Origin of the sequence: Streptomyces liliifuscus (assembly GCF_016598615.1) — a bacterium.
Lineage (GTDB): Bacteria > Actinomycetota > Actinomycetes > Streptomycetales > Streptomycetaceae > Streptomyces > Streptomyces liliifuscus.
The window spans coordinates 10007237-10021406 of sequence record NZ_CP066831.1 but is presented as its reverse complement, the minus strand read 5'-3'; the positions used below and the strand labels follow the sequence as shown (position 1 = coordinate 10021406).

At 70.8% G+C, this 14170-nt stretch carries 15 protein-coding genes; 9 read left to right on the top strand and 6 right to left on the bottom strand.

Annotated features, from left to right (window positions below):
* Positions 1-42: 42 nt before the first annotated feature.
* Positions 43-1941, top strand: coding sequence for an ATP-binding cassette domain-containing protein (locus JEQ17_RS43740; protein WP_234048592.1), 1899 nt, complete (start codon positions 43-45; stop codon positions 1939-1941).
* 79 nt (positions 1942-2020) lie between these two features.
* On the opposite strand, the gene JEQ17_RS43735 is transcribed toward JEQ17_RS43740, so the two are convergent.
* From JEQ17_RS43735 to JEQ17_RS43720, 4 genes are read right to left on the bottom strand one after another with little or no spacing between them, the layout of a single operon-like run.
* A complete protein-coding gene (locus tag JEQ17_RS43735; protein WP_200400459.1) occupies positions 2021-2464 on the bottom strand; it encodes a lasso peptide biosynthesis B2 protein in 444 nt (147 codons plus the stop codon).
* Positions 2461-2724, bottom strand: coding sequence for a lasso peptide biosynthesis PqqD family chaperone (locus tag JEQ17_RS43730; protein ID WP_200400458.1), 264 nt, complete (start codon positions 2722-2724; stop codon positions 2461-2463). The genes JEQ17_RS43735 and JEQ17_RS43730 overlap by 4 nt, the downstream gene beginning before the upstream one ends.
* Positions 2721-4691, bottom strand: coding sequence for an asparagine synthase-related protein (locus tag JEQ17_RS43725; RefSeq protein ID WP_200400457.1), 1971 nt, complete (start codon positions 4689-4691; stop codon positions 2721-2723). Before JEQ17_RS43725 ends, JEQ17_RS43730 begins: the two co-directional genes overlap by 4 nt.
* Before the next feature lie 38 nt (positions 4692-4729).
* Positions 4730-4867 carry a lasso RiPP family leader peptide-containing protein gene (locus tag JEQ17_RS43720; protein ID WP_200400456.1) on the bottom strand — a complete coding sequence of 46 codons (138 nt, stop codon included), beginning with the start codon at positions 4865-4867 and terminating at the stop codon, positions 4730-4732.
* A gap of 322 nt (positions 4868-5189) precedes the next feature.
* Between JEQ17_RS43720 and JEQ17_RS43715 the strand changes: the two genes are divergently transcribed.
* A complete protein-coding gene (locus tag JEQ17_RS43715; protein ID WP_200400455.1) occupies positions 5190-7160 on the top strand; it encodes a potassium transporter Kup in 1971 nt (656 codons plus the stop codon).
* Between the two features lie 48 nt (positions 7161-7208).
* Here JEQ17_RS43715 and JEQ17_RS43710 read toward each other — a convergent pair whose 3' ends face one another.
* On the bottom strand, positions 7209-7433 hold the full coding sequence (locus JEQ17_RS43710) for a heavy-metal-associated domain-containing protein (RefSeq protein ID WP_200400454.1): 225 nt from the start codon (positions 7431-7433) through the stop codon (positions 7209-7211).
* Positions 7434-7499: 66 nt separating this feature from the next.
* Between JEQ17_RS43710 and JEQ17_RS43705 the strand changes: the two genes are divergently transcribed.
* The 5 genes from JEQ17_RS43705 to JEQ17_RS43685 all read left to right on the top strand — a co-directional run bounded on the left by JEQ17_RS43705 (position 7500) and on the right by JEQ17_RS43685 (position 10819).
* Positions 7500-7817 carry a hypothetical protein gene (locus JEQ17_RS43705; protein WP_200400453.1) on the top strand — a complete coding sequence of 106 codons (318 nt, stop codon included), beginning with the start codon at positions 7500-7502 and terminating at the stop codon, positions 7815-7817.
* Positions 7814-8623, top strand: a complete 810-nt coding sequence (locus JEQ17_RS43700; RefSeq protein WP_200400452.1) for an alpha/beta fold hydrolase — start codon at positions 7814-7816, stop codon at positions 8621-8623. The genes JEQ17_RS43705 and JEQ17_RS43700 overlap by 4 nt, the downstream gene beginning before the upstream one ends.
* Entirely contained in the window at positions 8623-9894 is a 1272-nt protein-coding gene (locus JEQ17_RS43695; protein ID WP_200400451.1) for a SpoIIE family protein phosphatase, read from the top strand. Before JEQ17_RS43700 ends, JEQ17_RS43695 begins: the two co-directional genes overlap by 1 nt.
* Positions 9891-10253, top strand: coding sequence for an STAS domain-containing protein (locus tag JEQ17_RS43690; protein WP_200400450.1), 363 nt, complete (start codon positions 9891-9893; stop codon positions 10251-10253). Before JEQ17_RS43695 ends, JEQ17_RS43690 begins: the two co-directional genes overlap by 4 nt.
* Before the next feature lie 353 nt (positions 10254-10606).
* Positions 10607-10819, top strand: coding sequence for a hypothetical protein (locus tag JEQ17_RS43685; RefSeq protein WP_200400449.1), 213 nt, complete (start codon positions 10607-10609; stop codon positions 10817-10819).
* A gap of 11 nt (positions 10820-10830) precedes the next feature.
* On the opposite strand, the gene JEQ17_RS43680 is transcribed toward JEQ17_RS43685, so the two are convergent.
* On the bottom strand, positions 10831-11238 hold the full coding sequence (locus JEQ17_RS43680) for an ArsR/SmtB family transcription factor (RefSeq protein WP_200400448.1): 408 nt from the start codon (positions 11236-11238) through the stop codon (positions 10831-10833).
* A gap of 6 nt (positions 11239-11244) precedes the next feature.
* On the opposite strand from JEQ17_RS43680, the gene JEQ17_RS43675 reads away from it, so the two are divergent.
* A complete protein-coding gene (locus JEQ17_RS43675) occupies positions 11245-11715 on the top strand; it encodes a CorA family divalent cation transporter (RefSeq protein ID WP_200400447.1) in 471 nt (156 codons plus the stop codon).
* Positions 11716-11876: 161 nt separating this feature from the next.
* Positions 11877-13919: a hypothetical protein gene (locus JEQ17_RS43670; RefSeq protein ID WP_200400446.1), complete on the top strand. Its 2043-nt coding sequence runs from the start codon at positions 11877-11879 to the stop codon at positions 13917-13919.
* Positions 13920-14170 lie beyond the last annotated feature (251 nt).

Here is a 14170-nt window from a genome sequence, read left to right as displayed (position 1 = left end):
TTCGGGCCGGTGGGCTTCGGTGGGAGCAGCAGTATGAGGCGGGTGACCGCGTCCTCATCCGGTTCTTCCTCGGCCGACGTCCCTCAGCAGGTGGCCGACGTCCCGCAGCAGGTCGGCCTCCGTGGCGACGCACGCTTCGAGGACATCGCTCATGCCTCCTGGTGGCAGATCGCCGCCAGGCTGCCCCGCACACTCGCCGCCGCGGCCCGCCTCGGCTGGGCCGCCGACCGGCCCGCGATGCTCCTGCTGGCCTGCTGCCAGCTGATCGTCGTCGCCGCCTCGGCCGTCGCACTCGCCGCGTTGCCGGGTGCGCTGGCCCAGTTGTTCCAGGGCGGTCAGGTGGGCGACCGGGTGGTGGCGGCCGTTCCCGCACTGGTCGTGGTCGCCGCCGCCACCGGGATGCGGGCGGGGGCCGACGCACTCGGCGTATACGCGTCCGCGCGGCTCGCCCCGGAAGTCGCGTCCGAGGCGGACCTCCAGATCCTGGCGGCCGTGCCCCGGGTGGAGCTGGACGCGTACGACCGGCCCGGCTTCGCGGACCGGCTGCAGGCCGCGGGCCGGGGTGCGGAGGCGACCGAGAGCCTGATCGCCGATGCCCAGGCACTGGTCTCCGCGCTCGGCCAACTCGTCGCCGCCGCTTCGGTGTTGGCCCTGCTCCACCCCGTACTGCTGCCGCTGCTGCTGCTCGCCGTGGTGCCCAAGGGTGCCGCGGCCGTCACCACCGCGCGTATCCAGCACCGTGCCGACCACCAGAACATCGCGGACAGCCACCTGCGTTACCTGCTGAGGCACTACGCCACTCACCAGCGCACCGCGGCCGAGGTACGCGCCACCACCATGGCCGCGTTCCTGGCCGACTGGTACCAGGAGATCACCGGCCGGATCAAGGCCACGCATCGCCGGGCCGCACCGCGTGTGCTGCGTGTCAGCCTGCTCGGCGCCGGTGTCAGTGGCCTCATGCTCGCGGCGACCTGGGCCGCGCTCGGCTGGCTCGCCGCGAGCGGGCGGATGGACCTCGCGCTCGCGGCCACGGCTGTGGTCGCCGTCCGTACGTCCACAGGCGCGCTGATGTCTCTGGTCCTGGCCGCCGCTCGGCTGTTCCGGACCAGCCTGTACCTGGAGGACTGGCAGGCGTTCCTGCACCGGGCGAAGGCTCTGCGGGCGGTCCGCGGGTCCCAGGTGATCCCGGACGGCGCCCCCGGCGAGATCCGCGCGCAGTGCGTCGGCTACACGTATCCCGGGGCCGCGCGAGCAGCCGTCGACGACGTCAGCCTCACCTTGCGGCGCGGCGAACTCATCGCGCTGGTGGGCGAGAACGGGTCCGGCAAGACCACCCTGTCCGCCCTGCTCACCGGGCTCCGCGTCGCCACCAGCGGCACGGTGAGCTGGGACGGCACCGACCTGGCCGAGGCCGATCCGCACAGTGTGTGGACCAAGGTCGGTCTGGTGCCCCAGGACTACACGCGCTGGCCGATGGACCTGCGCGCCAACATCCATCTCGGCCAGCCCCGTTCCGAGGACGACGCCCTCCTCCTGGCTGCCGCGCGGGCGGCCGGCGCGGACAGCGTCATCGCGAACGTCCCGCACGGCCTCGACACCCTGGTCGCGGGCTCGCACTGGGGAGGCACCGACCTGTCCGGCGGCCAGTGGCAACGGGTCGCCGTCGCGCGCGCCTTCTACCGTGACGCCGCGATGCTCATGCTGGACGAGCCCACCTCCGCGATGGACCCACGCGCCGAGTACCTGGTGATCCGCCGCTTCAAGGAACTCGCCGCCGGGAAGACCGCGATCTTCGTCACCCAGGGCCTGGAGAACGCCCGGATCGCGGACCGCATCATCGTCCTCGACGGGGGACGCGTGCGGGAGGAAGGCGACTTCGAGACCCTGATGTCGCGTGACGGACTCTTCGCAGAGCTCTACCGACTGTCCCAGGACCGGTGACTGCTGCCCTCATCGCGCCATCGCGACCATCGCGACCGCCGGGCCTCAGAAGCCACCGGGCCTCAGAAGCCTCCAGGTCTCAGGATGGATTTTCCGGCAACCTCTTCTGCGGCAGGGCCGGCACCACCATCAGGCGGTGGTACGCGGCCGACTGGTGCGGTTCGCCCACCGCGAGGCCGTCGACCTCCACCCAGGCGTGCGCACGGAACGGCGAGGTCCGCACGCCCGTGCACCAGTCCGGCCAGACCCCGCGCATCCGGCACAGCAGCGCCGTGGCCACGGACCGCTGAAGGCAGCCCTCCCCGGCGCAGCGCGCGCTGAGCGCGACGACGACCTCGCGCGCGGCGAGCGCCTGGGAGGCGGTGGCGGGGGCGGCCCCGCGCCGGAGCACGGACAGGACACGACGCACACGGTGCGGCTTGAGCATGACGATCAGCCGGGCGGCGCCCGTGGCGAGGAGGACGGGCGGACGCCGGCGCAGGGGCAGGCGGCTGCGGGCGGCGGGCACCATCGGCTGGCTCATCGGGGTACCACCAGCCGGGCCTCGGTCAGCGCGCGCGTGATCGAGGCCGTGTCGGCGTCGGCTCGCTCGGCGGTGAGTCGAGGGTAGGCGGCGCACAGCGCGCGAGCCGTGTCCGGCGGCTCGGCGCCGTCGATCAGGCTGCGCAGGACGAGCGCCGCCGTGCGGTTGAGCTGCCAGTAGCGGCCGGTGACCTCGTCGAGGAGCACCATGCCGTCCGGTGTGTCCGTCGCGCAGACGTCGGGTCGCAGGGCCAGGCTCACGGCGCTCCTTCGGTGATCGCGGTGCTCGGGGTGCTCTCGGTTCTCGCGGCGCTCTCGGTTCTCGCGGCGCTCGGAGGGCAGGTGGGCGCGGATCTGGCACGCAACCAGATCTCGCTGCCCAGACTGGAACTGAGAGAGCGCAGCGCCTCCGGAGTGGGGTGCACCCCGAGCAGGGAGGCACGGACCGCGGCGTCGTCGATCAGTCCGGCGCGGGCGAGCAACGAGCCGTCGAAGAGCTCCAGCAGACCGGCGCGGTTGCCGCGCAGACCGGCGTGGAAGTCCGCGCTGTACTCGCCCTTGGTGTTCCGTCGCAGGACGTCGTCGGGCACGATCCCGCGCACCGCCTCGGCGAGCACCGGCTTGTACCGGCCGGGGGTGCTGCGCTCGGCCACGCGGATGGCCAGGGCCGCCTCGATCACCTGGTCGTCGAGGAAAGGCGCGGCCAGCCCCAGTCCTTGACGGGACATCACCTGGTCCAGCAGCCGCAATCCGCGACCACCGGTGCGTACGCACGTGAGTGCCGTGTGCTGTCCGCGCTGGGGCGCGAGGGGCTCGGCAGAGTCGGCGGCTTCCTCGATCAGCTCCCGTACGGCCTCGGTCGCGTCGCGGCTCGCCCACGGCGGCATGCGCAGGTCCACGCCCCACGCCGTCGAGGGAGCGCCACGGACCAGGGCCGGCGACGGCGGCTGCGGCGTGGTGAGGCCCTGCGCCCATGCGGTCAGCCACTGGCCGAACGTCCTGCGGTCCGCGAGCTGACGCAGCAGTTGTCCGAGCGGCCAGTGCTGGGAGGCGCGTTGCGTACGGATACGGGACCAGGCTGACAGGGGGTGGCGTCGGACGTAGTCGTGCAGGTGCGGGGGAAACGAGCTGAACAGTTCGTCCCCGCCGCCGCCCATCAGGTGCAGCCGGGATCCCCGGCCGGTCATCAGACGGCACAGCTCCGCCATCCTGGCGCCGTCCCTCACCCAGGGCCCCGGCTCGTCGGTGAGGACTGCGTCACCGGTGAGGGCCGTCAAGTCGCTGTACCAGAGCGGCCATTGGCCGGTGGCGGGCGTGATGTGCTCGATGTCGGGCAGGTGGGCGGTGGCACGCGCGGCCCAGGTCGCGTCGTCGTTGTCCGGGTCGAGGCTCTGCCAGCGCAGCGTCACCAGTTTCGGCCCGGCCGGGCGGGACTGTTCCTGTTCCCGTGCGGCCGGGAACTGTTCCCGAGTGGCCAGGAGCCGTTCCCGTGTGGCCAGGAAGCACAGACTGGTGGAGTCCAGGCCTCCGGTGAGGTCCGCACTCAGCGTGTCTTCGCCTGCCGTGCGGGCGTCCACCGCCGCGGTCAGTGCCGCGCGCACCGCAGGCACGCCGTCCTGCCACGCGCGCTGCGGCTCCGGTGGGGTCCACCACCGTCTGGTGGATGCCCAGCCGTCCGCGTCGATCAGCAGACAGTCGTAGGACGGCACGGCTCGCACGCCCTGCCAGACACAGTGGTCGTCCAGCGGGTACGGAAGCGGCGAGGTGAGCAGGTGGGCGGCCAGGACCCGTTCGTCGGGGGACGCTCCCGTCAGTGCGGCGAGCCGGTCCGCCCGGTCGGCGGCCACCGTCGCCCCGGCCACGCGTGTGTGGAAGAGCCGCCGGACCCCGGACACGCTCCCCCTGGCCCGGACCGTACCGTCGACGGAGACCAGCAAGTGGAAACTGCCGGTGAGGCCGTGGGCGATCCGCTCCATGTCCTCGGCGTCCCGCAACCGCCCCGCCCGCGCGGACAGTTCGTCGGCGGTGACCGGACAGCGGCCGATCACCGCAACTCGCCGCGCCCCTGCCGCTCCCACCGTCACCTGTCCGTCCGGCCAACTGCCCAGAAGCCAGGGCCGGCCGGAGTGGTGATCGATGGTCTCGGTGGCCCAGGGGCGCAGGAGCTGCGCCGCGGCCACGCCGGGTTCACCGTCCGGAAGGATCGCGAACCATACGTCACCGCTCATGGCATGTCACCCGTCATGTGGTGGTGTCGGACTCGATCTCAGTTGGGGCCGAGGTACCACTCGTAGGGCGGAAAACCGCCCTCGTAGAACGCCCCGAGGGCCTCGCCACGGGTCAGGTCGGCGAAGTCACCCACTTCCACCATGGCCGGCGGCTCGTACACCTCGTCCTGCTGCATGAAGGTCCTCCTCGATTCCGCTGGTGGCGCGGATGCCGCGCCGTTACGGAAAGTACCTAGAGCATTTGGGCACTACACCCAAATGCACCTATCCCCATCCGATTCAGTGAACTGGGCGGATACGCGGCCTCGACAGAGGTGCGCAAGCAGCGCCACGTGCGCCGTGCGCGCCCGGAGCTGAGAAGGAAGCCCGCGGCGCTATAGGTGAGTTCAAACCGCGCGAGTGACCGGCGTCCCTGCCGACAGTCGCGCCAGGGGATCGGTATCGTCCGCCCAGATGCCCAGGTCCGCGGCTCAGGGGACGGCACGGAGGAGGAGCACCATGACCGATCGCCGGCAGGGAACCGCGTCGGACGACGGATCCGCGTCACGGGTGGAGGAGGCCCGTCGGGCGCGCACTCGCGACACGGTGCGGCTCGCGGTGGTGATCGGTGCTCTCGGTGTGGTCTTCGGCGACATCGGGACCAGCCCGATCTACACCCTCCAGACGGTGTTCAACCCCGACGACCCGCACCCCGTCCCGGTCACCACGAACAACGTGTACGGGGTGGTGTCGCTGGTGTTCTGGTCGGTGATGATCATCGTCACGGTCACCTACGTGCTGCTGGCGATGCGCGCCGACAACGACGGTGAGGGCGGCATCATGGCGCTCATCACCCTGCTGCGGCGGTGGAGTTCACAACGCGGGCGTCGGGCCACCGTCGTACTGGCCGCGCTCGGCATCTTCGGTGCGTCACTGTTCTTCGGTGACAGCATGATCACCCCGGCGATCTCGGTGCTGTCCGCGGTCGAGGGGCTCAAGGTCGTCGAGCCGTCGCTGGACAGCGCGGTCGTGCCGATCACCGCGGTGATCATCGTGCTCCTGTTTCTGGTGCAGCGCCGGGGAACCGCAGCGGTGGGCCGGGTGTTCGGCCCGGTGATGATCGTCTGGTTCACGGCCATCGGCGCGTGCGGCGTGGTCGGCATCGCCGACCATCCGGGCATCCTCAGGGCGCTGTCACCGACGTACGCGCTGGGCTTTCTGTTCGGTCACTGGGGCACGGCCTTCTTCGCCCTGGCCGCGATCGTGCTCGCGGTCACCGGGGCCGAGGCGCTCTACGCCGACATGGGGCACTTCGGCCGCCGGGCGATCACCCGGGGCTGGCTGTTCCTCGTACTGCCCGCCTGCGTCCTGAGCTATCTGGGCCAGGGCGCGCTGATCCTCGACAACCCGGACAACATCAGCAGCCCGTTCTTCCTGCTCGTGCCCGACTGGGGGCGCTGGCCGATGGTCATCCTGGCGACGGCGGCGACCGTGATCGCCTCCCAGGCGGTGATCACCGGCGCGTACTCGGTCGCCTCCCAGGCTGCCCAACTCGGCTACCTGCCGCGGCTGCGCATCGCGCACACCTCGGAATCCACCATCGGTCAGATCTACGTCCCGTGGATCAACTGGCTTCTGATGGTCTCGGTCCTCACCCTGGTCTTCGCCTTCCAGAGCTCCGCGGCGCTGGCCTACGCGTTCGGCATGGCGGTCACCGGCACCATCACCATCACCACCCTGCTCTTCTTCTACGTCGCCCGTGGCAAGTGGGGTACGCCCCGGTGGCTGCTCGCCATCGGCGCGGGCCTGCTCCTCCTCGTGGACCTGCTGTTCGTGGCGGCCAACATGACCAAGCTCGTCCACGGCGCGTGGCTGCCGCTGCTGATCGGCCTCACCGCGTTCACGGTCATGACGACCTGGCAGCGCGGCCGCGCACTCGTCACCGAGGAACGCGCACGCCAGGAAGGGCCGTTGCCCGAGTTCATCGACCACCTCCGCACCGGGGAGGAGCCGACGCTCCGGGCGCCCGGCACGGCCGTCTTCCTGAACCGGGACAAGGAGACCGCGCCCCTGGCCATGCGGGCCAACGTCGAGCACAACCACGTACGGCACGAGCAGGTGGTGATCCTGTCCATCGGAACCGAGCCCGTGCCCCGCGTCCCTGCCGACCAGCGGATCGTCGTCGACGACCTCGGGTACGCGGACGACGGGATCATCCATGTCACCGCCCTGTTCGGCTACATGGAGACGCCGGACGTGCCCGGCGCACTGGCCATGCTCGACCCGGCCGAAACCGAAGGTCCGCTGCAACTCGACCAGGCGTCCTACTTCCTGTCGAAGATCGAACTCCGTCGCGGCAAGGCCCCGACGATGGCCCCCTGGCGCAAACGGCTGTTCATCGCCACGTCCTACATCACGGCCGACGCCGCCGAGTACTTCAGCCTGCCCCGCGACCGCACGGTCATCATGGGTTCGCAGATCGAGGTGTAGACCCGGACCATTCCGTCCCGGGAACCACCGGCCCTCCGAAGACCCGGCTCAGGCCGCCGTCGAACGCGCGGCTTCAGTGACTTCGTATCCCGCCTCGCCGATCGCGTCCCGCACGGCGTCGTCGCTGACCGACTCCCCGCGTACGGTCACACGGCCGGCCGGTACATCGACATCGACCTCGGTCACTCCGGGCACCGCCATCACCTCTTCGGTGACGCTCGCCGCACAGTGACCACAGCTCATTCCGGAGACGGCACAGATCTTCTCAGCCATGTCGGGGGCTCCTGTCCTCTGCTTCCCGGGAACGCTGTGGCATGGGGTACGCGACACATCCCCGCCGTGTTCACCACCGCGTGCGCCGCCGGCATGCTCGCGGAGAAGGACGCCGACGAGCTGCGCGCCGCGATCAGCCAGGACCTGGACTGCGCCGACGTCACCGCCGCCACCCGTCGGGTCCTCACCCGCGGCAGCAGCCACGACACGTGCTCACAGCATGCTCAGCACCACGAGCACTGCCACATCTGCGCCGACGCGACCGACTGGGCACGGCCGACCCCGGGTGAGCAGACACTCGCTGGGACCGAGATTGCATGGAGGGGACGGCGCGTACGGCACGGGGATGGTGAAGGAAGCGTTCTGCGAGGATGTGCCGCATGACTGTGCGCAGCAGGAATCATCTGACGGTGTCCGGCCGCACCGGAGGGCCGGTGGTGATGCTGGCGCACGGATTCGGATGCGACCAGAACATGTGGCGGCTGGTGGTTCCGCTCCTGGAGCGCGACTTCACCGTGGTGGTTTTCGACCATGTAGGGGCCGGGCGTTCCGAGCTGTCGGCGTGGAGCAAGGAGCGCTATTCGACGCTGGAGGGCTATGCCGCGGACGTGCTGGAGATCTGCCGTGAGCTGGCGCTCGGCCCGGTGACGTTCGTGGGGCACTCGGTGAGCGCGATGATGGGGGTGCTGGCGGCGGCGCGGGAGCCGGAGGCCTTCGCCCAGCTGGTGCTGCTCGCCCCGTCGCCGTGTTTCATCGACGATCCGGCCGCCGGCTATCGCGGCGGGTTCAGCGCCGAGGACATCAATGAGCTCCTGGGGTCGCTGGACGCGAACTATCTGGGCTGGTCGGGCGCGATGGCCCCGGTGATCATGGGCAATCCCGAGCGGCCGGAACTGGGCGCGGAACTGACCAACAGCTTCTGCCGCACCGACCCGGACATCGCCCGCGTCTTCGCCCGAGTGACGTTCCTGTCCGACAACCGCGACGACCTCTCCAAGGTCACCGTTCCCACCCTCGTCGCGCAGTGTTCCAACGATGCGATAGCGCCGCCGGAGGTGGGAGCCTTCGTACAGTCCCGGATCGCGGGAAGCAGACTGGTCACCCTGAACGCGACCGGCCACTGCCCCCAGCTCGCCGCACCGGAGGAAACGGCTGCCGCGATCACCGAGTTCGTCACGGCCGAGCGGTGATGTGCACGACCGGCGACGGCGAGAGCGGCGAACACCCGCTTCCCGAGGAACAAGTTGGTGACGACCGTGCGGCGTTCGCCACCCTGCTGGAGGACAGCGCCGAGGACCTGTACGAGCACGCGCCGTGCGGGTACCTCTCCACGCTGCTGGACGGCACGATCGCGAAGATCAACACGACCCTCCTGGACTGGCTCGGCTACACACACGGCGACCTGGTCGGCCAGAAGACCTTCGCCGAGTTGCTGACCGTGGGGGGCCGTCTCTACCACGAGACCCACTTCGGCCCGCTGCTGCGCATGCAGGGCGAGATCAGCGGGATCGCCCTGGAGCTCAGGACGGCCGACGGAGGCCGGCTGCCCGTGCTGGTCACCTCCACGGTCAAGTCCGGCAGCGACGGACAGCCCGTACTGATCCGTACCACCGTCTTCGACGCCCGCGACCGCCGCGCCTACGAGACCGAACTGCTGCGCGCCCGGCAGCAGGCAGAACGCGAACGCGAAGAGCTCGAACGCCTCAACGCCACCCTGCAGCAGACCCTGCTGCCCCCGGTGCTGGTGAGTGTGCCCGGGCTGGACGTGGCCGCGCACTACCACATCGCCTCCGCCGACAAGGTCGGCGGCGACTTCTACGACCTCTTCCCGCTCGCCGCCGGGGCATGGGGGATGTTCCTGGGCGACGTGTGCGGCAAGGGCGCCGCCGCCGCGGCCGTCACCTCCCTGGCCCGCTACACACTGCGTGCCGCCGCTGTCTACGACCCGGACCCGGCCGCCGTCCTGCGCAACCTCAACACGGTCCTCAACCACGAGTACAACGGCCACGACCCGCGGTTCTGCACCGTCATCTTCGGACTGCTCACCCCCGACGCCGATCAGCGCGGCTTCCACATCACCCTGGCCGGCGGCGGCCACCCCCCGGCCCTGCTCCTGCGCGCGGACGGAAGCGCCGACTACCTGCCCACTCCCGGCGGACAGCTCATCGGCGCCCTGCCCGACGCCCACATCGCCACCACCACCGTCCACCTCAAGGCCGGCGACACCCTGCTGCTCCACACCGACGGCCTCACCGAAGCGCACACGGCTCAAGACAACGACGATGAGCGCTACGGCGACGAAGCCCTCCTCGACTTCGCCCAGGCCATCGCGCCCACCACCGCGACCGGCATCATCACCGCGATCCGCGACCTGCTCGACACCTTCGGCACCGGCGTCGACGACGACACCGCCGTCCTCGCCATCAGCGTGCCCCGACCCACCAGTGAAGAGCAGCAGTGAGCCAGCTCGCCGTCCACACCCGAACCACCACCGCCGGGCCCGTCATGGAACTGACCGGCGAACTCGACTACGACAGCTACACCCAGGTACGCGACCTGCTGCCCGGCCTGGCCCTTCAGTCGGGCCAACAGCTCGTCATCGACCTGACCGACATCACGTTCTGCGACTCCAGCGGCATTACGGCCCTGCTCGCCGCCCGCAACCACGCCCTCGCCGCCCGGGCCGGCATCGCGCTGGCATCGGTCCCCCAACACGTCAGCCGCATCCTCAGCACCGTCGGACTGGACCGCGTCTTCACCACGCACCCCACCGCACAAGCAGCGGAAGCAGCCTGGACCCCCTCCGCACCCCGCACCTGAAACGACCACACAGGAGCCCGCACAAGGTCACACGACCCGGCCCGTCCGTCGAGTGAGGACAGGAAGCACCGGACAGCCGTCACCTGGCTATTTGCGTATTTACGCAACAAGGGGCACACTCTTGGGGTCGGATCCCGTGTGTGCGTCGAGAGCGCGTGCGGGGTGAAGCCGCATCACGGATCGGAGGCAGCCATGGGTGCCGACCCTCCCAGTCCGCACTGCCTCCTGGGCACTCGCTGACATTCGTACGCCCGGGCCCTCGGCCCTGGTTCTCCCGCGCCGCACGCGGCCCCCGTCTCTATGAGGCGGCGGTGGTCCCGCAGGCGCACACTCGTTCCTTACCTGTCTTTCCCATGCTGCGCACCCTGCTCGTCCTGTCCCTCTCCGGCTCCGACAGCCGACTGCACGCCGTCGCCTCGACCGGGGTCGCCGGGAGCGGACAGGTGCGGATACGTGCGGAAATCACCTCGGACGGCGCCGACAGCACACCGGTGGAGAGCGCGGTCGCCCGCATCAGCGTGGAACCGGCCGTCATCTCGGCCCTCTGGCGGCAGACCGCCGCATGACGAGAGAGGTTTCAGTGCTCCGCCACCGGGCGATGCCGGGCCCGCACCCCCGCCGGGCTCTCCTGCGCGACGGCCGCCGGCGCCTCCGCCTCCCCCGCCCCGCCCGAACCGGACTCCGCCGGGTCCGCCACCAGCACGGCGCACTCCAGCAACGCCCGCACCTGCCGCCCGGCGGCCCGGTAGTAGATCCGCGTGCCCTCCCGTCGCGAGGCCACCAGCCCCGCCGCACGCAGCTTCGCCAAATGCTGGGAGGTGGCCGCGACATGCGCGCCGATCAGCTCCGCCAGCCGGCTGACCGGCAGCTCCCGGTCACTCAGCGCCCAGAGCAGTCGGTACCGCGACGAATCGGCGACCGCCTTGAGCACCGCCACCGACCGCTCGGCCTGCTCCTCGTCCCATGACGGTACTTGCGCTTCCATGCAAATATGCTAACCGGTGGCCCGGACGGCATCCGCCCCGCAAGGAGGCGAGCCATAACGGCCCACGACACGCCTCAGCAGCAGGTCCCCGTCGTCGAATGCGCCCTGTACGAGCACGGGCGCCGCCGACCGGGGCATCTGCCGCTGGAAGAAGCCATGGACGCCGCACACACCACCCCCGGAGCCTTCGTCTGGATCGACCTGCACGCCCCGACCGCCGACCAGCTCCAGGTCGTCGCCGTCGACAACGCGCTGACCATGGCCCTCGCCCGGACCAGCGTCCGGCAGAACCACGACATGCGCCGCATCAGCGCCGCCGCCGCGCTGATCGCCGTGCCCATCGCCGGCGTCTACGGCATGAACTTCGACCACATGCCCGAACTGCGATGGCTCTTCGGCTACCCAGCGATGCTCGTCACCACCGCCACCCTGGTCACCAGCGTCTACCGGGTCTTCCGCAAGAAACGCTGGCTCTGACCGAGCTGTTGCCACCATCGCCCGTCCTCACGATCAGGTCCGGCTTCGGCTCGGCCGGCTCAGCGGGATCGCCCGCGTGTTGTCGAGGTGACGACGACGAAGATCACTCGTTTGACGGTATGAACAGCCCTCGTCGCGTTCACCTGAGGAGCGAAGCGAACATGTCGATGCGCCGTCCGACACGGCCGGTCAACGGCACCCGCCTGCTCGATGTCGAGCGCGCGGAGGCCACTTTGATGGGGCACTACGCTCAATTGGTCCGCCTGGCATACGTAACGCTGCCCCGTAGCCTCGGCCGCCATGAGCGCGTCCTCGCAGCCCACGGTGCCGCGCAGGGCGCCCTGCCCCGCCGCGGGCTCGCCATAGCCGACCGACGGCAGACAGCACCCGCGAGGACCGAGGAACTCGACGCGTACCACGCCCTGCGGACGCGCGTATTGAAGAGAGCGCGTGCCCTGGACGCGCGACCGCGACGGTTGTCCCGCCCATGGGCACGCCGGACGGGACGTCCGACGCTCCCAGCCGTGTGGGGCCTGCGGGTGTTCCCCCAGCCGGGAGGCCCCGAGGAACTGGCTCTCGACCGCGCCATGGCGGAGGCGGACTGGCCGGTGCGCGCGGCGCTGGCGCTCCTCGTGCTCGACGGCGCGGGCCCCGAGGACGTCATCCACGCCCTCCAGGGCGCGGGAGTGGCAGAGCCCGAGCAAGCACTCAAAGCCGCCCGCGCTCTCGCTGCCGACGCGGCCCCGCAGCAACCATCGACCGCCGACAACACGGACCGCCCCGAAACGGATGGATCCCACACGCCCGGAAGTCTCTCGGACCCCACCCCGACCGGGCTCCGAGAACCGCGCAAAGCCGTGCTGCTCGCTCCGGAGTTCGATCCCTGCCTTCTGCACGCCCGCCCGTCCGACCTTCTACGGCGCAGACACCGGGTACGCGCAGTCGGAACGGCACTGACGCTGGCCGCCGTCGCCGTGATCGCCGTCGTTGCCGTCTCCGACGGCGCGCACCACGTCGGGGAGCGGACGAGGCACTCGTCCGCCGTGCCCGCGCAGCGACTGCTCCGCGCCCCCGCAGAGGCCTGGGCCGACACCACGAGGCTCGACTTCACCGCCTGGCCGGCCCGCGGCACACTCGTCACGAATCGGCCGCTGCTCGATCGCGCGGTGCTCGCCTGGACCGACCCCGCCTGGCCGGGCCGACGTGTGACCGAACCCGGAGCAGCGCCCACCGGATTCGGCCGGGCGACCCGGCTGTTGTTCGCCGATGAAGTCGACGGACGGGCTGTCGTCCTGCTCCACGACGGTCTGCACCTCCTGCGCTACAGCGAACCGGCCCGCGGCACGGGCCCGGCCGAACTGGTCTCCGCCCTCGCAGAAGGCGCCGACGTCACCACCGCCGCCGCGGTGACCATCTCCCGCACACCCGACTCCGTACGGTTCCTGCTGGCCCCGTGGATCTCCAGGGCGAGTGTCCGCGACCTGCTGGCACCCGACATCCCGGCCCGAGACGTGCGGCGCGCCACCAATGGCGTGAGCCTGGCCCTGCCCCTGTCGGGAGCCGAGGGAGAGTGCACCAGCAAGCCTGTCGTCCAGCTGCGCTCCTCCACGCGGATCGTGGAGAACCACGCGTTCCTGCTCGCCGACCTCGGCGGCCTCATGCCCGCCCACCTGACCTACATGCCCGCGCCGGTGCCCGGCGTACGACCGCGACCGCCCGCGGAGGCCACCGGCCCGGACGCGTTGCGCGGCTGGGCGCGTACCGCTTGTCGACTGGACACCCTGCGCCATCAGGGGGTGCGCGCGGTCAACCACTGGGTGTTCGCCACGCAGCCCCTGCCGGAGCGTGCCGGACTGGGCTCATGGGTGTGCGCACGAGCCGACACCTGGCGGGGGCCCGGACGGGCGGACTACCTCTTCCTCGGCCCGGACGACGGCCCCGCCCGCTCGGTCGGCGGCCGACGGAACACCGCGGAATGCAGCCGGTTCGGCCAGGACGTGCTGGCCGACACCAGGTGGCGGGCACCGTCCGGCTCCTGGTACCTGCTCGCCGCCGGCAGTCGGTCCGTCACCCGCGTCGAATCGTCACGTCCGGTACGGGCGAAGGCGGACGGGCGGCTCCTCGCGGCCCGCGCCACAAGCGAGGGCACCGACGCCGTCGTCACGGGCCGGCTCCCCGACGGAGACGAGGTACGGGCCCCATAGTGCCCTCGCCGGGAGCGACCGCAAGGCAATGAGCACGAGGAACAGCAAGAACCAGGCCAGGACCAGGCCAGGACCAGGCCAGGACCAGCAGCAGGGAAGGCTCCGAACCGAAGTATGTGATCAAGAAAAGCGCTGGTACTGCGCTGCCTCCTGCTCGTGCTGTGGGGTTTCACCTGCGTTTTCATGGGGGGTGGGACCAATCCGTGGCCGTGTGGGGATCGGATTACGTCCGGAGATGTCCCGACCACGAA